Here is a 22,209-nt window from a genome sequence, read left to right on the forward strand (position 1 = left end):
ATGACGAGCGAAGCCTTCGACGAGCACGTCGACCGACCGGCGCTCCTGGAGCGCATCGGGAGCGGAGCGCGTGAAGACGCGGTGCGGGTGCTGACCGGCCTGGTCCGGCAGCACCTGGCCGCGGCGCTGGACGGCGATGTGTCCGGAGTGGACGATCCGGGCCGCGGGTTCGCGGAGCTGGGCGTGAGCTCGCTGGCGGCTGTGGAGCTGCACCGCCGCCTGGTGGCCGACACCGGCCTCGCGCTGCCGGTGTCGCTCGTCTACGACCACCCGACGCCGCGCGCGCTCGCCGAGCACCTGGCCGGGCTGCTGCGCGGGGACAGCTCCGACGACACTGGCGAAGACGCCGGTCCGGCCGTGGTGCCCGCGGATCCGGACGACCCAGTCGTGATCGTCGGCGCGGCCTGCCGGCTTCCCGGCGGCATCAGCTCGCCGGCGCAGCTGTGGGACGCGCTGCTGGCCGGCACCGATGCGATCGGCGAGTTCCCCGACGACCGCGGCTGGGACGTCGCCGCCGTCTACGACCCGGACCCCGACCGGCCGGGCCGCACCTACGCGCGCCGCGGCGGGTTCCTGGCCGACGCCGCCGAGTTCGACGCCGGGTTCTTCGGCATCTCGCCGCGGGAGGCCGCGGCGATGGACCCGCAGCAGCGGCTGCTGCTGGAGACGTCGTGGGAGGTCCTGGAGCGCGCGGGCGTCGACCCGTTGAGCCTGCACGGCAGCGCGACCGGCGTGTTCGTCGGCGCGGAGAACCACGAGTACGGCCCCGGGCTGCAGGACGCGCGGGACGGCGCCGAGGGCCACCTGATCACGGGCACGGCCGGCAGTGTCGTCTCCGGGCGCATCGCCTACCACCTCGGGCTTCAGGGCCCGGCGCTCACGATCGACACCGCGTGCTCGGCTTCGCTGGTCGCCCTGCACGTCGCGGCGCGGTCCCTGCGGCAAGGCGAGTGCGAGCAGGCGCTGGTCGGCGGCGTGGCCGTGATGGCGACGCCGGGTTCGTTCCTCGCCTTCAGCCGCCAGCGGGGCCTTTCGGCCGACGGCCGGTGCAAGGCCTTCGGTGCCGGCGCGGACGGCACGGGCTGGAGCGAGGGCGCCGCGATGGTGCTCGTCGAACGCCTGTCGACCGCCCGCGCCCGCGGGCACCGCGTGCTCGCCGTGCTGCGCGGCTCGGCGGTGAACTCCGACGGTGCGAGCGCCGGGCTGACCGCGCCCAACGGCGTGGCCCAGCAGCGGGTGATCCGCCAGGCGCTGGCCGACGCGGGCCTGCGTCCGTCCGAAGTGGACGCCGTCGAGGCGCACGGCACGGGCACGCGCCTGGGCGACCCGATCGAGGCCGCGGCCTTGCAGGCGACCTACGGGCGGGACCGGGAACGGCCGTTGCTGCTGGGGTCGGTGAAGTCGAACCTGGGGCACACCCAGGCCGCGGCCGGTGTCGTCGGCGTGATCAAGCTGGTGGAGGCGCTGCGCCACGGCGTGCTGCCGCGCACCCTGCACGCCGACGAGCCGACGCCGCACGTCGACTGGGCGGCCGGCGGGCTGTCGCTGCTGACCGAGGACACGGACTGGCCGGAGACCGGCCGTCCCCGTCGCGCGGCGGTGTCGTCGTTCGGGTTCAGCGGGACCAACGCGCACGTCGTGCTGGAGCAGGCGCCGGACGAACTCACCGAACCCGTGGAGCCGGCGGAGGTCGCGGTGCCGCTGGTGCTTTCGGCGCGCACGCCGGAGGCGCTGCGGGCCCAGGCCGCGCAGCTGAGTGCGGTGGTGGACCACGGTTCGGCACTCGACGTCGCGTACAGCGCCGCCACCGAGCGTGCTGCGCTGGAGCACCGCGCGGTGATTCTCGGCGACCCGGCCGAAGGGCTGGCGGCGCTGGCGTCGGGGAGTTCGCACCCGGGTGTCGTGACCGGCACCGCGGGGCACGGGCGTCTCGCGTTCGTTTTCCCGGGCCAGGGCGCGCAGCGCGCCGGGATGGGCCGGGACCTGTACGAGCGGTTCCCGGCGTTCGCCGCGGCTTTCGACGCCGCGTGCGCCGAGCTCGATCTGCACCTCGACGTGCCGCTGCGCTCGGTCGTCTTCGCCGAACCCGGCACGCCCGAGGCGGCGCTGCTCGACCTGACCGGGTACACGCAGCCGGCGTTGTTCGCCTACCAGGTCGCCGCGTTCCGGCTGGTGGAGTCGTGGGGCCTGCGGCCCGACGTGGTCACCGGGCACTCGATCGGCGAGGTGGCCGCCGCGCACGTCGCGGGGATCTGGTCGCTCGCCGACGCGAGCGCGTTCGCCGCGCACCGCGGCCGGCTGATGCAGCAGCTGCCCGCCGGAGGGGCGATGCTCGCGGTCGGCGCCGACGAAGCCGACCTGGCCGACTTGCTGGCTGAGCACGACGACGTCTGCGTCGGCGCCATCAACGCGCCCGGCTCCGTCGTGCTTTCCGGCGCGGCGGAGGCGATTGCCGCGATCGAGGCCGTGGTGCGAGAGCGTGGGCTGCGCGCGAAACAGCTGACGGTGAGCCACGCGTTCCACTCGGCCCTGATGGAGCCGGCGCTCGACGAACTGAGCTGGGTCGCCGACGTGCTTGCCTACCGCGAGCCGCGGATCCCGATCGTCTCCACGCTCACCGGCGCGCGCCACGACCTCGGCTCGCCCGAGTACTGGGTGCGCCAGGCCCGTGAGGCCGTCCGGTTCGCCGACGCCGTGGCGACACTGCGCGAAGAAGGTGTGACGGCCGCCCTGGAGCTTGGCCCGGACGCCGTGTTGTCCGGTCCGCTCGCGCAGGGGCTGGCCGGGGAGAGCGAAGCCGTCGCCGTCCCATTGCAGCGCGAAGGCCACGATGCCTACGCGGCGCTCGCGGCGCTGCACGTCCACGGCAACGGTCCGAAGTGGACCGAGTTCTTCGCCGGCTTGGGCGCCCGGCACACGGACCTGCCGACGTATCCCTTCCAGCGCAAGCACTTCTGGCTCGACGCCGGGGCCCGCCGCGGCGGCTCGCTCGACCACCCCGTGCTCGACTCCGTGCTGGACCTCGCGGGTTCGGCCGGGCTCGTGGTCACCGGGTCGCTCTCGCGCACCACGCACCCGTGGCTGGCCGACCACGAGATCGGCGGCACGGCCATCGTGCCCGGGACCGGCCTGGTGGAGCTGGCGATCCGCGCCGCCGACGAGGCCGGCTGCGACCGTGTGGCGGAGCTGGTCCTGGAAGCGCCGCTGCTCGTGCCCGCGGACGGCCGCGTGGAACTGCAGCTCGCCCTCGGCGAGGCCGACGACACCGGCATCCGCACGCTGACCGTCCACTCGCGCCCGCAAGGCGGCGGCTGGACCCGCCACGCCACCGGGCTGGTCGCCTCGGGCTCCGCCGACTTCGCGTTCGCCGAGGAGTGGCCGCCCGACGGCGCGGAGCCGGTCGACGTCACCGGCGCCTACGACCGCCTCGCCGCCGCGGGGTACGGCTACGGCCCGGCGTTCCAGGGCCTCACCGCCGCGTGGCAGCGCGGCGACGACGTGTTCGCCGAGGTCGTCCTGCCGGAGGACGCGCAGGGCGACGCGTCGTTCGCCGTGCACCCGGCCCTGCTCGACGCCGCCCTGCACGCCACCGCGCTCACCTCGGGGGAGTCGCGCGCGACCCTGCCGTTCTCGTGGACCGACGTGACTCTGCACGCGAGTGGCGCGACCGCGCTGCGTGTACGGCTCACCCCGGCCGGACCGGACACCACGGTGCTGCACGCGACCGACCCCGAGGGCGCCCCGGTGTTCTCGGCCGGTTCGCTGGTGGTGCGCCCGGCGCCGGAGAACTTCGAGTCCGCTGTGCACGGTGCCGAGCTGCCGCTGTGGCAGCTCGACTGGGTGCCCACGCAGCCGGCCACGCCGTTCACCGGCACCGTCGGCGTCCTGGGCGCGGACCCGCTCGGCCTCGCCGTGCCGGGCAGCCACACCGCGAACACGCTGGCCGACCTCGCGCCCGCCGACATCGTGCTGTACCCGATCGAGAACACCGCGCCGGCCGCGGTGCTGGGTGTGGTGCAGGACTGGCTGGCCGACGAGCGGTTCGCCGATGCCCGCCTGGTCGTCGTGACGCGGGGCGCGGTCGCCGTCGACGACACCGAGGAGATCACCGATCTCACCACCGCCCCGGTGTGGGGCCTGGTGCGCTCGGCCGCCCTGGAGAATCCCGGCCGGTTCGCGCTGGTCGACACCGACGCGGCTGAGGTCACGGACGCGTTGGCGGTCGGCGAGACGCAGGTCGTCATGCGGGCCGGCGAGGTCCGCGTCGCCCGGCTCGCCCGGTTCTCCTCCTCGCTCGTCCCGCCGAGCGGCACGCCGTGGCGGCTCGACAGCCGGCGCAAAGGCAGCCTCGACGCGCTGGCCCTGCTGCCGTTCGCGGCCGCCGAGGCGCCGCTGGGCGCGCACGACGTCCGCGTCGCCGTCCGCGCGGCCGGCCTGAACTTCCGCGACGTCCTCAACGCACTCGGCATGTACCCCGGCGAGGCCGGTCCGCTCGGCGCCGAACTCGCCGGCGTCGTCACCGAAGTCGGTTCGGCGGTTCAGGACCTGGCCCCGGGCGACCGCGTGTTCGGCATGCTCGACGGCGGCTTCGGCCCGCTGGCCGTCGTCGACGAGCACTACCTCGCGCGTGTCCCGGACGCCTGGAGCGACGCCGACGCCGCCGGCGTGCCGCTGGTCTTCCTCACCGCGTACTACGCGCTGGTCGACCTCGCCGCGGCCCGGCCCGGCGAGGCGATCCTGATCCACGCCGGAGCCGGCGGCGTCGGCATGGCCGCGATCCAGCTCGCGCACCACCTCGGCCTCGAGGTCTACGCGACGGCCAGTGAGAGCAAACAGGCCGTGCTGCGCGAGCTGGGCGTCGCCGACGACCACATCGCCTCCTCGCGCACCCTGGACTTCGCCGGGCAGTTCGGCCCCGTCGACATCGTCCTCAACGCGCTCGCGGGCGAGTTCGTCGACGCCTCGCTCGGCTTGCTGCGCGAAGGCGGCCGGTTCCTGGAGATGGGCAAGACCGACTTGCGCGCGGGCGTGCCCGGCTATCGCGCGTTCGACCTCGTCGAGGCCGGCCCGGAACGCACGCGCGAACTGCTCGCCGCGTTGCTGGGGCTGTTCGAGGCCGGGACGCTCACCCCGTTGCCGACGAAGACCTGGGACGTGCGCCGCGCGCCGGAGGCGTTCCGGTACATGAGCCGGGCCAAGCACGTCGGCAAGCTCGTGCTCACGATGCCGCGCGCCTGGAACCCGGACGGCACCGTGCTCGTCACGGGCGGCACCGGCGGGCTCGGCCGTGCGCTGGCGAAGCACCTGGTCGCCACGCACGGTGTGCGGCACCTTCTGCTCGCCGGCCGCCGCGGTCCGGACGCGCCCGGCGTCGACGAGCTGCTGGCGGAGCTGCCCGGCACCGAAGTCACAGTCGCGGCCTGCGACACCGCCGACGCGGACGCGGTTCGCGCGCTCGTCGCGAGGGTCGACCCGGCGCACCCGCTCACGGCGGTCGTCCACGCCGCGGGCGTGCTCGACGACGGTGTGGTCGGCTCGCTCGACGCCGGCCGGCTCGACGCCGTCACCGCGCCGAAGCTGGGTGGCGCCTGGGCCCTGCACGAGGCGACGCGCGAGGTGGACCTCGCCGCCTTCGTGCTGTTCTCCTCGATCACCGGTGTGCTCGGTGGGCCTGGCCAGGCCAACTACGCCGCGGCCAACACCGGCCTCGACGCCCTCGCCCGCCACCGCCACGCCCGCGGCCTGCCCGCCACCGCGCTCGCCTGGGGCGCGTGGTCACCCGAGGCCGGCATGACGGCCGAACTGTCCGAAGCGGACCTCGCCCGCCTGGCCCGCGACGGCCAGCCGCCGTTGCCCCTGGCCGAAGGGCTTGCCCTCTTCGACGCCGCCATCGCCACCGACAGCCCGGTGGTCGTCCCCGCGCTGGTCGACACCACGGCGCTGCGCGCGCTGCCGGCGGTGCCGGAGGTGTTCCGCGGCCTCGTGCGCGGACCTCGCCGCGCCGCGGCGGCCGGCTCGGACACCCGGCTCACCGGACTGTCCACAGCGGACCGCGAGGCGGCGCTGCTCGACACCGTGCGCTCGGAGATCGCCGCCGTGCTCGGCCACGACTCGGCCGATGGCGTCGAGGTCTCCCGCCCGTTCCGCGACCTGGGTTTCGACTCGCTCACCTCGGTGGAGCTGCGCAACCGGCTCGCCGCCGCGACCGGCCTGCGCCTGGCGCCGACGCTCGTCTTCGACTACCCGACGCCGCTCGCGCTCGCCGCGTTCCTCGCGGGCGAGCTCGGCGGCACCACGTCCACCGCCGCGACGCGGACCACCCGCGTGACCGGCGACGACCCGCTCGCGATCGTCGGCATGAGCTGCCGTTTCCCCGGCGGTGCCGACACTCCCGACCAGCTGTGGCAGCTGCTGACCTCCGGCGGCGACGCGATCGGCCCCGTCCCGGCCGACCGCGGCTGGACCGGCCTCGGCGGCCTGCGCGGCGGGTTCCTCGCCGGCGCGGCCGACTTCGACGCCGAGTTCTTCCGCATGAGCCCGCGTGAAGCCCTGGCCGCCGACCCGCAGCAGCGCCTGCTCCTGGAAGCCGCGTGGGAGGCGTTCGAGCGCGCGGGCATCCGGCCCGGCACCGTCGCCGGCTCCGCGACGGGGGTGTTCATCGGCGCGTCGAGCGCGGACTACGCCCAGCTGCTCACCGGCGCCGCGCGGGCCGAAGGTTTCGTGCTCACCGGCAACACGGGCAGCGTGATGTCAGGCCGGCTGTCTTACACCTTCGGGCTGGAAGGCCCGTCGGTCACCGTCGACACCGCGTGCTCGTCGTCGCTCGTGGCGCTGCACTTGGCCGCGCAGTCGCTGCGGACCGGCGAAAGCTCGCTGGCGCTGGTCGGCGGCGTGACGGTGCTGGCCGACCCGTCGATCTTCGCCGAGTTCGGCAAGCAGGGTGGCCTCGCCGCCGACGGGCGCTGCAAGGCGTTCGGCGAAGGAGCCGACGGCACCGGCTGGTCCGAAGGCGTCGGCATGCTGCTCGTCGAGCGGCTGTCCGACGCCCGGCGCAACGGCCATGAGGTCCTCGCCCTGGTCCGCGGCACCGCGGTGAACCAGGACGGCGCGTCCAACGGCCTGACCGCCCCCAACGGTCCCGCTCAGCAACGTGTGATCCGCTCGGCGCTGGCGAATGCCGGACTGTCCACTTCGGACGTCGACGCGGTCGAGGCCCACGGCACGGGCACGGCGCTGGGCGACCCGATCGAGGCGCAGGCGCTGCTGGCCACGTACGGCCAGGACCGCGAAACGCCGCTGCTGCTGGGTTCGGTCAAGTCGAACCTCGGCCACACGCAGGCGGCCGCCGGGGTGGCCGGCGTGATCAAGATGGTCCTCGCGCTGCGGCACGGCGTGTTGCCGCGCACCCTGCACGCAGGGGAGCGGTCCTCGCGCATCGACTGGGCGGCCGGCGACGTCGAGCTGCTCACCGAGGACACGCCGTGGCCCGACGCCGGCCGCCCGCGCCGGGCCGGGGTGTCGTCGTTCGGCATCAGCGGCACCAACGCGCACGTGATCCTGGAGCAGGCGCCGCCGGTCGCCGCGCCGGTGGTCGTCGAGCCACGAGCGGGACTCGTCCCGTGGCCGCTCTCGGCGCGTACGCCCGAGGCGCTGACCGCGCAGGCCGCACGGCTGGGTGCCTTCGTCGAGGAGCACGACGCTCGGACCACCGACGTCGGCCACACGCTGGCCGCGCGCACGGCGTTCGACCACCGCTCGGTGCTGGTCGACGGGGCCGAGGTCGCCCGCGGTGAAGCGGCCGACCGGACGCCGGCGGTGCTGTTCGCCGGGCAGGGCGCGCAGCGGCTCGGCATGGGCCGTGAGCTGCACGCCCGGTTCCCGGTGTTCGCGGCGGCGTTCGACGAAGCTCTCGCGCTGCTGCCGGACGGCCTGCGTGAGGTCGTGTGGGGCACCGACGACGAGGCGCTGAACGACACCGGCTGGGCGCAGCCCGCGTTGTTCGCGCTGGAGGTCGCGCTGTTCCGGCTCGTCGAGTCGTGGGGGATCGCGCCGCAGTTCGTGGCCGGCCACTCGATCGGAGAGATCGCCGCCGCGCACGTCGCCGGGGTGCTGTCGCTCGCGGACGCGGCCCGGCTGGTCACCGCTCGCGCGAAGCTGATGCAGGCGTTGCCGCGCGGAGGCGAGATGGTGGCGCTGGAGGCCACCGACGACGAGGTCACGCCGCTGCTCACCGCGGACGTCTCGATCGCCGCCGTCAACGGGCCGCGGTCTGTGGTGGTCGCGGGCGACGAAGACGCGGTCGCTGCCGTCGTGGAGTGTTTCGCGGACCGCCGGACGAAGCGGCTGAGCGTGTCGCACGCGTTCCACTCGCCGTTGATGGACCCGATGCTGGACGAGTTCCGCGCCGAGGTCGAGCAGCTGAGCTTCGCCGAGCCGGCGATCCCGCTCGTGTCCACGTTGACCGGCGCGCTCGCGACGGCCGCCGAGCTCACCTCGCCCGAGCACTGGGTCCGGCACGTGCGCGAGACTGTGCGCTTCGCCGACGGGGTGACCGCGCTGGCGGCTCAGGGCGCCAACGCGTTCCTGGAGCTGGGGCCCGACGGCACACTGTCCGCCCTGGCGTCGGCTCTCGTGCCGGACGCCGTCGTCGTTCCGGCGCTGCGCCGCGAGCGTGCCGAGGAACTCTCCGCCGTCACGGCGCTGGCCACCCTGCACGTGGCGGGCGCCGACGTCGACTGGTCGCCGTTCTTCCCGGGTGCACACCGGATCGACCTGCCCACCTACGCGTTCCAGCACGAGCGCTACTGGCCCGAGCCGCCCGCCGGCAGCGACCCGGTCGCGCCGCTGCGGCACCGTGAATCGTGGGTCCGCATCGCCGCCGGTGAACGTAAGCCGGGCGACTGGCTCGTGGTGGCGGGGGCGGACAGCGAGCTGACTGACTTCGTCGCCGGAGCTCTCGATGCCGAGATCACGACCGTCGGCCAGCTGGCCGGCCGCGTCGGCGAGGTGGCGGGTGTGGTGTCCCTTATGGACACCGCCGGCACCGCCGAAGTGGTGCAGATCCTGGCCGAGACGGGCACCCGGGTCTGGGCGGTGACGCGGGAAGCCGTGAGCGCCGCCGACACCGTGGTGAATCCGCGCGCGGCCGGTGTGTGGGGCCTCGGGCGCGTGGCCGCGCTGGAGCACCCGCAGCTGTGGGGCGGTCTCGTCGACCTGCCCGCCACGCTCGACGCGACGATCGCCGATCGGCTTGCCGCCGTGCTGGGCGGGGCCGAGGACCAGGTCGCCGTCCGCGCCTCCGGGGTCTACGGCCGCCGGATCGTGCCGGTCGGCGCGGCCGCGGACGAGACGTGGGCGCCGTCGGGCACCGTGCTCGTCACCGGCGGCACGGGTGCCCTCGGCGCGCAGGTCGCGCGCCATCTCGCCGCGGCCGGCGCCGAGCGCCTGGTGCTCGTGAGCCGCCGCGGTGCCGAGGCGCCGGGCGCGGCCGAGCTGCGCGCGGACCTGGCGGAGTCGGGCGCCGACGTGGTGGTCGAGTCCTGTGACGTCGCCGACCGCGACGCTCTGGCCGGTCTGTTCGCGCGGCACGAGATCACCTCCGTCGTCCACACGGCCGGCGTGCTCGACGACGGCGTGCTCACCGCCCTCACCCCCGAGCGGCTCGACGCGGTGCTACGGCCCAAGGCCGAAGCCGCGCTGCTGCTCGACGAACTCGCCGGCGACGTCGAGAAATTCGTGCTCTTCTCCTCGGTCGCCGGAGCCCTCGGCAACCCGGGCCAGGCGAGCTACGCCGCGGCCAACGCCGTGCTCGACGCCCTGGCCCAGCGGCGCCACGCCGAAGGCCGCCCCGCGACGTCGATCGCCTGGGGTGCCTGGGCGGGTGACGGCATGGCCGCCGGGCTGCGCGCCGACCTCGCGCCGACGACCGCGCTCACCGCGTTGCTGCAGGCCGCCGCCGAGCCCGAGCCCGCGCTCGTCGTCGCGGACCTGGCCGACCCCGAAGTCCTGGCGCCGCTCGTCGCCGCGCGGGCGTCGCGGTCGCTGGCCGAGCTGCCCGGCGCGCGTGACCTGGCGGCCCCGCAGGCCACCGGCACCCTGCGGGCCCGTCTCCTGGAACTGTCCGAAGAGGACCGTGAAGCCACGACGCTGACGCTGGTCCGCGAGCACATCGCCGCGGTCCTCGGGCTGTCCGGCACGGCCGGCATCGGCGCCGACCGCGCGTTCCGCGACCTGGGCTTCGACTCGCTCACGGCCGTCGAACTGCGCAACCGCCTCGAGACCGCCACCGGTCTGGCGTTGAGCAGCACCGTGGTGTTCGACCACCCGAGTGCCGCCGCGCTGGCGACCCACCTGATCACCACGGCGTTGGGCGAAGATGCGGCCCTGCGCCCGGTGACCACGACGACGCGCGTGACCGACGACCCGATCGTGATCGTCGGCCTGGCCTGCCGGTTCCCCGGGGGCGCGGCCACCCCCGAGCAGTTCTGGGACCTCGTGGCCGGCGGCGAGCACGGGATCTCGGACTTCCCGGCCGACCGCGGCTGGGACCTCGACCGGCTCGCGGGCGACGGCCGAGGCCGCAGCGCCACCCAGCTCGGTGGGTTCCTCTCCGACGCCGCCGACTTCGACGCCGGCTTCTTCGGCATCTCCCCGCGTGAAGCCCTCGCGATGGACCCGCAGCAGCGCCTGCTGCTGGAGACGACGTGGGAGGCGTTCGAGCAGGCCGGCATCGACCCGGCAACGCTGCGCGGGTCGAGCACCGGCGTCTTCGTCGGCACCAACGGCCAGGACTACGGGGCCCTCATTGCCACCGCACGCGAGGATCTCGAAGGCCACTCGGGCACCGGCGTCGCCGCCAGTGTCGTGTCCGGCCGCATCTCCTACACGTTCGGCTTCGAAGGCCCGGCGCTGACCGTCGACACGGCGTGTTCGTCGTCGCTCGTCGCGATGCACCTCGCGGCGCAGTCGCTGCGCGGCGGCGAGAGCTCCCTCGCGCTCGTCGGCGGCGTGACGGTCATGTCGACGCCTGAGGGCTTCAGCGAGTTCACCCGCCACGGCGGCCTCGCCGCCGACGGCCGCTGCAAGGCCTTCTCCGACGACGCCGACGGCACCGCCTGGGGCGAGGGCGTCGGCCTGCTCGTCCTCGAACGCCTCTCCGACGCCCAGCGCAACGGCCACCGCGTCCTCGCCACCGTACGCGGCAGCGCGGTCAACCAGGACGGCGCGTCCAACGGCCTGACCGCCCCGAATGGCCCGTCGCAGCAACGCGTGATCCGCGCCGCCCTCGCCGACGCCGGACTGTCCACTTCGGACGTCGACGCCGTCGAGGCGCACGGCACCGGCACCGCGCTCGGTGACCCGATCGAAGCCCAGGCCCTGCTGGCCACGTACGGGCAGGACCGGGAAACGCCGCTGCTGCTGGGTTCGGTGAAGTCCAACATCGGGCACACCCAGGCCGCCGCGGGAGTCGCCGGCGTGATCAAGATGGTGCTCGCGATGCAGCGCGGCACCCTGCCGCCGACGCTCAACGTCGGCGCGCCCTCGACGCACGTCGACTGGAGCGCGGGCGCGGTCGAGCTGCTCACGGAGGCGGCCGTGTGGCCGGAGACGGACCGGCCGCGTCGCGCGGGCGTGTCGTCGTTCGGCATCAGCGGCACCAACGCGCACGTCGTCCTCGAAGGAGCCCTCGCCGAGGAGCCGGCGCCGGTCGAGGACCGCGACCTCGTGCCGTGGGTCGTTTCCGCGCGCAGCCCGGAAGCCCTCGACGCCCAGGTCGCACAGCTGACCGAACTGACCGGCGCGCACCGCCTCGATGTCGGCCACTCGCTGCTCGGCCGGACCACCTTCGAGCACCGCGCCGTGGTGCTGGCCGACGCGGACGCCGTCACCGAGGTCGCCCGCGGCTCCGCGGCCGACCGCACCCTGGCGATCCTGTTCGCCGGCCAGGGTTCCCAGCGGCTCGGCATGGGCAGGGAGCTGTCCGCCCGGTTCCCGGTGTTCGCGGCGGCCTTCGACGAAGCCCTCACCCTGCTGCCCGACGGGTTGCGCGAGGTCGTCTGGGGCGTGGACGAAGAAGCGCTGAACGCGACCGGTTCGACGCAGCCCGCGCTGTTCGCCCTGGAAGTCGCCCTCTTCCGGCTGGCCGAGTCGTGGGGGATCCGCCCCGCGTTCCTGGCCGGGCACTCGATCGGCGAGATCGCCGCGGCCCACGTCGCCGGCGTGTTCAGCCTCGAAGACGCCGCGAAGCTCGTCACCGCCCGGGGGCGGTTGATGCAGGCCCTGCCCGCCGGTGGCGTGATGCTGTCGCTGCGGGCGACCGAAGACGAGGTGACGCCGCACCTGACCGGCGACGTCACCATCGCCGCCGTCAACGGACCGGAGTCCGTGGTGCTCGCGGGCACCGAAGCCGCCGTGACCGCCGTCGCCGAGCAGTTCGGCGATCGCAAGGCCAAGCGGCTGAGTGTGTCCCACGCGTTCCACTCGCCGCTGATGGACCCGATGCTCGCCGAGTTCCGGGCCGTCGCGGAAACCCTGACCTACGGCGAACCGCGGATCCCGCTCGTCTCCACGCGCACCGGCGCGGCCGCGGGCCCGGGCGACTTCGTGACGCCCGAGTACTGGGTCGGCCACGTCCGCGAGGCGGTCCGGTTCGCCGACGGCGTCCGCACGCTCGCCGGCCTCGGCGCCGACACGTTCCTGGAGCTGGGCCCGGACGGCGTGCTGTCCGCGATGGCGCTCGGCTGCCTGGACGACGACGCCGTGGTGGTGCCGTTCCTGCGCCGCGACCGGGCGGAAGACCGCTCGGCGCTCACCGCGCTCGGCGCCCTGCACGTCGCCGGGGTCCGCGTGGACTGGACCCCGCACACCGGCGGCGGCCGCCGCGTCACCCTGCCCACCTACGCCTTCCAGCGCGAACGCTTCTGGCCGAACCTCGTCTCCGGAGCCGGCGACGTCGCGGCTGCCGGGCTCGTCGCGGCGGAGCACCCGCTGCTGGGCGCGGCCGTGCGGCTCGCCCACGGTGACGGCGCGCTGTTCACCAGCCGCCTCTCGCTGGCGACGCACCCGTGGCTGGCCGACCACGCCGTCGGCGGCGACGTCCTGTTCCCCGGCACCGGGTTCCTGGAGCTCGCACTGCGCGCCGGCGACCAGGTCGGCTGCGACCGCGTGGAGGAGCTCACGCTCGCCGTCCCGCTCGTGCTCCCGCGCACCGGCGCGGTGGCCGTGCAGATCTGGGTCGGCGACGCGGACGCCGACGGCCGCCGTGAGGTGACCGTCCACTCCAGCCCCGCCGGCGAGCCCGATCCCATGTGGACACTGCACGCCTCGGGCACCCTCGCGACCGGCGAGCACACGGCCGAGCTCGACAGTTCCACCTGGCCGCCGGCCGGCGCCGAACGCGTCGAGCTCGGGGAGTTCTACCCGGCACTGGCCGCCGAGGGCTTCGGCTACGGCGAGACCTTCCAGGGCCTGAAGTGGGTGTGGCAGCGCGGCGACGAGGCGTTCGTCGACCTCGCGCTGCCGGCGGGTGTCGAGGACGCCGACGCCTTCGGCCTGCACCCGGCCCTGCTCGACGCGGCCCTGCACGCGATCTCCTTCGCCGGCCTCGACGCCGCAGGCAAGCGTGTGCTGCCGTTCTCCTGGAACGACGTGTCGCTGCACGCCACCGGTGCGTCCGCGCTGCGGGTCCGCCTGACCCGGACCGCGCCCGACTCGGTCGCGCTCACTGCCGTCGACGTCGAGGGCGCCCCGGTGCTGTCCGTCGGCACGCTCGTGATGCGCGAGGCGACCGCGGCGAAGGCCCCGGAGGCCGAGTCGCTGTACCGCGTCGGCTGGGTGGCCGCGCCGCAGCTGCCGGCGGGCGAGGACCTGCGCTGGGCCGTGCTCGGCGCCGACTTCGACATCCCGCTGCCCGCCGTGGTGGCGGACCCTGCGGACGCCGACGTGGTCATCGTCCCCGTGCTCGGCGGTACGGACCTGCCCGGCGCGTTGCGCGAGGTGACGAGCCGCGTGCTCGGCCTCGTGCAGGAACACCCCGACGCCCGGCTGGTCTTCGTGACCCGCGGCGCGGTGTCCACCGTGGACGGTGCCGACGTCGACGACCTCGCCGCGGCGTCGGTGTGGGGCTTGATCCGGGCCGCGCAGACGGAGAACCCGGACCAGTACGTGCTGGTCGACGTGGACGACGACCCGGCCTCGCTCGCGCTGCTGCCCGGGATCGTGGAATCGGGCGAGCCGCAGGTCGTGGTGCGTGAAGGCACCGCGCACGTGGGCCGGCTGGCCAAGCTGTCCGCGGGCCCGGCCCTGCTGCCGCCCGCGGACGGCGCGCCGTGGCGGCTCGACAGCCGGGCCAAGGGCAGCCTCGACGACCTCGTGCTGGCCGCCGACCCGGAGCTCGCCGCACCGCTGACCGGTCGTCAGGTGCGCCTGCGCGTCGAGGCGGGCGGCATCAACTTCCGCGACGTGCTCAACGCGCTCGGCATGTACCCCGGCGAAGCCGGTCCGCTCGGCGCCGAAGCGACCGGTGTGGTGGTGGAGACCGGCCCGGACGTCGAGCACCTGGCCGCGGGCGACCGCGTGTTCGGCATGGTGCCCGACGGCTTCGGCTCCCTGGCCGTGGTGGACGAGCGCTACCAGACGAAGGTGCCCGACGGCTGGTCCGCCGAGACGGCCGCGAGCGTGCCACTGGTCTTCCTCACGGCCTACTACGCGCTGGTGGACCTGGCCGGGTTGCGGGCGGGGGAGTCGATCCTGATCCACGCCGGCGCGGGCGGCGTCGGCATGGCCGCCATCCAGCTCGCGCACCACCTCGGTGCCGAGGTCTACGCGACGGCGAGCGCGGGCAAGCAGCACATCCTGCGTGAGCTGGGCGTGGCCGAGGACCACATCGCGTCCTCGCGCACGCTCGACTTCGAGGAGAAGTTCCGCGCGGTCTCCGGCGGCCGCATCGATGTGGTGCTCAACGCCCTGGCCGGCGAGTTCGTCGACGCTTCCCTGCGCCTGCAGGGCGAAGGCGGGCGGTTCCTCGAGATGGGCAAGACCGACGTCCGCGAGGAGACTCCGGGCTACCGCGCGTTCGACCTCTTCGACGCCGGCCCCGACCGCACGCGCGAAATGCTGGCCGCCCTGGCCGGGCTGTTCGCCGAAGGCGTGCTCGAACCGCTGCCGGTGACCACGTGGGACGTGCGCCGGGCGCGCGACGCGTTCCGCTTCATGAGCATGGCCAAGCACATCGGCAAGCTCGTGCTCACCGCGCCGCGGCCGTGGGACCCGGACGGCGCCGTGCTCATCACCGGCGGCACGGGCGGGCTGGGCCGCCTGCTCGCGCGGCACCTGGTGACCGAACGCGGAATGCGGCACGTCGTGCTCGCCAGCCGCCGCGGCCCGGACGCCCCCGGCGCGGCCGAGCTGGTGGCCGAGCTCGGCGTCTCGGTCGTCGCGTGCGATACCAGCGACGCCGACGCGGTGCGCACGCTCGTCGACGGCTTCGACCGGCCGCTGACGGCCGTGATCCACACCGCCGGGGTGCTCGACGACGGCGTGCTCGATTCCCTGACCCCCGAACGGTTCGACCGCGTGCTGGCGCCGAAGGCCGACGCCGCCTGGCACCTGCACGAAGCCACCCGCGACCACGACCTCGCCGCCTTCGTGCTGTTCTCCTCGGTCGCCGGCGCGATGGGCAGCCCGGGCCAGGCCAACTACGCCGCTGCCAACGTGGCTCTCGACGCCCTCGCCGCCCACCGGCGCGCGTTGGGGCTGCCGGCCACCTCGTTCGCCTGGGGCCCGTGGGGGCAGGGCAGCGGCATGACGAGCGAGCTGACCGAAGCAGACCTCCAGCGCATGAGCGCCGCCGGCATGCAGCCGATCGACGCCGAGCTCGGCATGCGGATGTTCGACGACGGCGTCGCCTCGCTCGAACCCCAGGTCGTCGCCGCGCGCCTCGACACGCAGGCGCTGCGCCGGCAGCACGAAATCCCGGCGCTGCTTCGCGGGCTCGTCACCGGCGCGCGCCGCAGCGCGGCCAAGGCCGGATCCGGGAAGGCGAAGACGCTGGTGCACCAGCTCGTCGCGCTGCCCGAGGCGGAGCGGGCGCGGTTCGTGGCCGAGCTGGTCCGCGGTGAGGTTGCGGCTGTGCTGGGCCACCCGTCGGCCTCGACCATCGACCTGCGCAAGGAGTTCCGCGAGCAGGGCATCGACTCGCTCACCGCGGTCGAGCTGCGCAACCGGCTCATCGCGGCGACCGGCCTGCGCCTGACCTCGACCCTCGTCTTCGACTACCCGACGCCGGGCGTCCTCGCCGAGCACGTGCTGGGCGAGCTGCTCGGCGACGTGGCCGCGGAGGCCGACACCGCCACGGTCACCCGGGCGCACACCGGCGACGACCCGATCGTGATCGTCGGCATGGGCTGCCGGTACCCCGGCGGGGTGCGGTCGCCGGAGGACCTGTGGCGGCTCGTGGACACCGCGGGTGACGCCATCGGCGGGTTCCCGACCGACCGCAACTGGGACGTCGAGAAGCTCCTCGGCCTCAGCCAGACCCGCCACGGCGGGTTCCTGCAGGAGATGGCCGGCTTCGACGCCGCGTTCTTCGGGATCTCGCCGCGCGAAGCCCTCGCGATGGACCCGCAGCAGCGGCTCGTGCTCGAGACGTCGTGGGAAGCCCTGGAACGCGCGGGCATCGCGCCGAACTCCTTGCGCGGCCGGCGCGCCGGGGTGTTCGTCGGCGCCACGCACGGTGGCTACCAGGAGATGCTCGGCTCGGCCGCGGCGGAACTGGCCGGGCACCTGCTGACCGGCAACACCTCCAGCGTGATGTCCGGCCGCGTCGCCTACACCCTCGGCCTCGAAGGCCCGGCGGTCACGGTCGACACGGCGTGCTCGTCCTCGCTCGTCGCGCTGCACCTGGCAGCGCAGGCGATCCGCTCCGGCGAGTGCACGATGGCGCTCGCGGGCGGCGTCACGGTGATGGCCGGCCCCGACGGCTTCAGCGAGTTCAGCAAGCAGGGCGGCCTCGCGCCGGACGGGCGCTGCAAGGCGTTCGCCGACGGAGCGGACGGCACCGGCTGGGGCGAGGGCGTCGGCATGGTCGTGCTGGAACGCCTGTCCGAGGCGCGCCGCCACGGCCACGAGGTGCTCGCCGTGCTCCGCGGCTCCGCGGTCAACCAGGACGGCGCGTCCAACGGGCTGACCGCCCCCAACGGCCCGTCGCAGCAGCGCGTGATCCGCGCCGCGCTCGCCGACGCCGGACTGTCCACAGCGGACATCGACGCCGTCGAGGCCCACGGCACCGGCACCCGCCTCGGCGACCCGATCGAAGCCCAGGCACTGCAAGCGACCTACGGCCAGGACCGCGAAGAGCCGCTCTGGCTCGGGTCGATCAAGTCGAACATCGGCCACACGCAGTCGGCGGCCGGCATCGCCGGCGTGATCAAGATGGTCCAGGCCATGCGCGCCGGTGTGCTGCCGCAGACACTGCACGTGGACGCGCCTTCGTCTCATGTGGACTGGAGCGCCGGCGCCGTCACATTGCTGACGGACCGGCGGGACTGGCCGGAGACCGGGCGCCCGCGCCGGGCGGCGGTGTCGTCGTTCGGCATCAGCGGCACCAACGCCCACGCCGTGCTGGAGGCCGCGCCCGTCGCGAAGCCGGCGCCGGAGCGCGAGGAGACCACCCGGATCGTGCCGTGGGTCCTCTCGGCGCGGGACGACGCGGCGCTGGCCGAGCAGGCCGTGAACCTGGCCGCGCAGCTGGAGGAGCGGACCGAGCACCCGGCCGATGTCGCCCACTCGCTGCTCACGAGCCGCTCGGTGTTCACCCGGCGCGCGGTGTTCGTCGGCGACGACACCACGGATCTCGTCGCCGCGTTGCGGGGAGACGAGACGACCGGCGCCGTCGTGCGCGGGGTGGCCGACGTCGAGGGCAAGCGGGTGTTCGTGTTCCCGGGTCAGGGTTCTCAGTGGGCCGGGATGGGGGCGCAGCTGCTCGACGAGTCGCCGGTGTTCGCCGAGCGGTTGCACGAGTGCGCTGCGGCCCTTTCGTCTTTTGTGGATTGGTCGTTGCTGGATGTGCTGCGGCAGGTCGAGGGTGCGCCGACGTTGGAGCGCGTGGATGTGGTGCAGCCGGCGTCGTGGGCGGTCATGGTGTCGCTGGCCGAGTTGTGGCGCTCGCACGGGGTTTCGCCCGACGCGGTGGTGGGTCACTCGCAGGGTGAGATCGCGGCGGCTTGCGTGGCCGGGGCGCTGTCGCTGGCGGACGCGGCGCGGGTGGTCGCGTTGCGCAGCCAGGCCATCGCCCGCACGCTCGCGGGCCACGGCGGGATGATGTCCGTGTCGCTGCCCGTCGACGAGGTCGAGCCGCGGCTGCCCGGCGGCGTGTCGATCGCCGCGGTCAACGGGCCGCGTTCGGTCGTCGTCGCCGGTGATCCCGGCGGCCTGGACGAGCTGTTCGAGCAGCTCGGCGCCGAGGGCGTGCGGGTGCGCAAGATCGCCGTGGACTACGCGTCGCACTCCGCGCACGTCGGGGCCATCGAGGCCGAGCTGGCCGGCCTGCTCGCGCCGATCGAGCCCCGCGCGGCCGAGATCCCGTTCTACTCCAGCGCCGAGGGCGCCTGGCTCGACACGACCACGATGGATGCGGGCTACTGGTACCGCAACCTGCGCGGGCGCGTCGGCTTCGAGCCGGCGATCCGCGCGCTGGCCGAGCAGCACAGCGTGTTCGTCGAGATCAGCTCCCACCCGGTGCTGGTGATGGGCGTCCAGGAGACCCTGGAGGACACCTCGGCGCCGATCGTCGTGACCGGCACGCTGCGGCGCGACCAGGACACGATGGCACGCTTCCTCACGTCGGCGGCGGAGCTGTACGTCCGCGGCGTCGACGTCGACTGGGGCATCGAGGGCAGCCGCGTCGCACTGCCCACGTACGCCTTCCAGCACAGGCGTTTCTGGCCCGCGCCGTCCGTGACCGCGGGCGACGTGAGTGCCGCCGGCCTCGCCTCGGCCGAGCACCCGCTGCTCGGCGCCGCGATGACACTGGCCGAAGGCGACGACGTGGTCTTCAGCGGCCGTGTCTCCCTGGCCACGCACCCGTGGCTGGCCGACCACGCCGTGGGCGGCGCCGTGTTCTTCCCCGGCACCGGGTTCCTCGAGCTCGCCATCCGCGCGGGCGACCAGGCGGGCTGCGACCACGTCGAAGAGCTGACGATCGCGGCGCCGCTCGTGCTCGACCCGGCCCGCGCCGTGGTGCTGCAGGTCCGCGCGGGCTCGCCCGACGAGGCCGGCCGCCGTGAGCTCGGCATCCACGCCCGTCCGGCCGACGACGCCGACGCGCCGTGGACGAAACACGCCGGCGGTGTGCTGGCGAGCGGCTCGAAGACCGCGGCCTTCGACACGGCACCCTGGCCGCCGGTCGGCGCCGAACCGCTCGACCTCGCCGGCTACTACGAGCGCGCCGCGGCCGACGGCTTCGGCTACGGCCCGGTGTTCCAGGGCCTGACCGCCGCGTGGCAGCGCGGCGAGGAGGTGTTCGCCGAGGTCACGCTGGCCGACCAGCCGGGCGGCCAGGACACCGCCGCCGCGTTCGGCCTGCACCCCGCGCTGCTCGACGGCGCGCTGCACGCCATCAAGTTCGTGCCCGGCCCCGGCGGCGAGGGCAAGGCGCTGCTGCCGTTCACCTGGTCCGACGTGTCCCTGCACGCGGCCGGCGCGCAGACGCTGCGCGTACGCCTCACTCCGACCGGCGGCGACTCGGTCTCGCTGGCCGCGGTCGACGTTGAGGGCGCGCCCGTCGTGTCCGTCGAGTCGCTGCTGCTGCGGGCCGCCGGTGCCGCGCCGAAGCCGAGCCCGTACGACAGCCTGTTCCGTCTCCAGTGGACCACGGTCACCTCCGACGCCGCGTCCGGCACCTGCGTGGTCCTCGGCGACGATCGCCTGGCCGCGCCACTGCACGCGCTCACGGTGACCGACCTCGACGACGTCGACACCACCCCGGACGTCGTGCTCGTCCCGGTCCACAGCGGCGCGACCCCCGCGGCCGTGCACGAAGCCACCACGAACGCACTCGCGCTGCTGCAGCGCTGGCTCGCCGACGACCGCTTCGCCGACACCCGCCTGGTGTTCGTCACGCGCGGCGCCGTGGCCACCCGCGACGGCGAGGACGTCACTGACCTGGCCGGCGCGGCCGTCTGCGGACTGGTGCGCTCGGCGCAGTCGGAGAACCCCGGCCGTTTCACCCTCGTCGATCTCGACGGGACGGGCGCCGACGCACTGTCCACTGTGCTCGGTTCCGCCGAACCACAGCTCGCGGTGCGCGCCGGTGAGCTGCTCGCGGGCCGGCTCGCCCGGCTCGGCACCGGCTCCGCGCTCGTCCCGCCCGCCGGCGGCGAGCCGTGGCGTCTGGACACCCGTCAGAAGGGCAGCCTCGACAACCTGTTCCTGACCCCGAACCCCGAAGTCCTGGCCCCGCTGGGCGAACGTGAGGTGCGCGTGCGCCTCGCCGCGTCGGGCCTGAACTTCCGCGACGTGATCGACGCGCTCGGCATGAACCCCCGCAAGTCCGGCCTGCCCGGCCTCGAAGGCTCGGGTGTGGTCACCGACGTCGGCTCCGCCGTGACCGGGCTACGGCCAGGCGACCCTGTGTTCGGCGTCCTCAACGGCGGGTTCGCCGACGTCACCGTGGCCGACGAGCGTTACCTGGCGCGCGTCCCCGAGGGCTGGACCGCGCAGGAGGCGGCTTCGGTCGCCCTCGTCTACCTGACCGCGTACTACGCGTTCGTCGACCTCGCCGACGTGCAGCGCGGGCAGACGGTCCTCATCCACGCCGGCGCCGGCGGCGTCGGAATGGCCGCGATCCAGCTGGCGCACCACTTCGGCCTCGAGGTCTACGCCACCGCCAGCGAAGGCAAACAGCACCTGCTGCGCGAGCTCGGCGTCGCCGAGGATCACATCGCCTCGTCGCGCACGCTCGACTTCGAGGAGAAGTTCGGGCCGGTCGACGTGGTGCTCAACTCCCTGGCGCACGAGTTCGTGGACGCTTCGGTGCGGCTGCTGACCGACGGCGGCCGGTTCCTCGAGATGGGCAAGACCGACATCCGCGAGGCCGCGGACTTCCCGCGGATCCGCTACCGTGCGTTCGACCTCGTCGAAGCCGGCGCCGACCGCACGCAGGAGATGCTCACAGCGCTGCTGGAGCTGTTCGACGCCGGCGTGCTGAAGCCGCTGCCCGTGACCACGTGGGACATCCGCCGCGCCCGCGACGCGTTCCGGTTCATGAGCCAGGGCAAACACACCGGCAAGATCGTGCTCACCCAGCCGAAGGCGTGGGACGCCGAAGGCACCGTCCTCATCACCGGCGGTACCGGCGTGCTCGGCGGAGAGCTGGCCAAGCACCTGGTGGCCGAACGCGGGATGCGCCACTTGCTGCTGGTCAGCCGCCGTGGCGCGGACGCGCCCGGCGCGGCCGAACTCCACGCCGCCCTGACGGAGCTCGGCGCCGAGGTCACGCTCGCCGCGTGCGACACCGCGGACCGCGACGCCGTCGCTGCCCTGCTCGCATCGGTGCCGGCCGAGCACGCGCTGACCGCGATCGTCCACACGGCCGGTGTGCTCGCCGACGGCACTGTGGAATCCCTGACGCCCGAAAGGCTGGCGCAGGTGCTGCGGCCCAAGGTCGACGCCGCGTGGCACCTGCACGAGCTGACGCGCGACGACGATCTCGCGGACTTCGTGCTGTTCTCCTCGGTCGCCGGCGTGACCGGCAGCCCGGGCCAGGGCAACTACGCCGCGGCCAACGGCTACCTCGACGCGCTCGCCGCCCACCGCGCCGCACAAGGACTTCCGGCGACGTCGATCGCCTGGACGCTGTGGGCGCAGGCCAGCGGGATGACCGGTGAACTGAGCGACACCGACGTGGCGCGCATGAGCGCCGCGGGGCTGCCACCCATCGACACCGCCCACGGCCTGACGTTGTTCGACGGCGCGGTCGGCACCGACGAGGCGCTCGTCGTCGCCGCGAAGCTCGACACCGCGGCACTGCGCCGCCAGAACGAGGTCCCTGCGTTGCTGCGCGGCCTCGTCACGGGCGGCCGGCGCACGGCGGCCCAGGCTTCGGCGACGGGCGCGGCCAGCTCGCTCGGCCGTCGCGTCGGCGAGCTTCGGCCGGGCGAACGGCTCAAGTTCCTGGCCGAGCTCGTCCGCACGGAGGCGGCGGCGGTGCTC

1 protein-coding gene (cut by a window edge) is annotated in these 22,209 nt (G+C 74.6%); it reads left to right on the forward strand.

The annotated features are described in order from the left end of the window. A protein-coding gene (locus AB0878_RS21805) for a type I polyketide synthase (protein ID WP_366582075.1) crosses the window boundary here: on the forward strand, positions 1-22,209 show its 5' portion. The gene runs 8,940 nt beyond the window's last position; only the first 22,209 of its 31,149 coding nucleotides appear in the window; its start codon is at positions 1-3; its stop codon lies off the right edge, out of view.

Origin of the sequence: Amycolatopsis sp. NPDC047767 (assembly GCF_040704195.1) — a bacterium.
In the GTDB taxonomy this organism is placed as follows: Bacteria; Actinomycetota; Actinomycetes; order Mycobacteriales; family Pseudonocardiaceae; genus Amycolatopsis.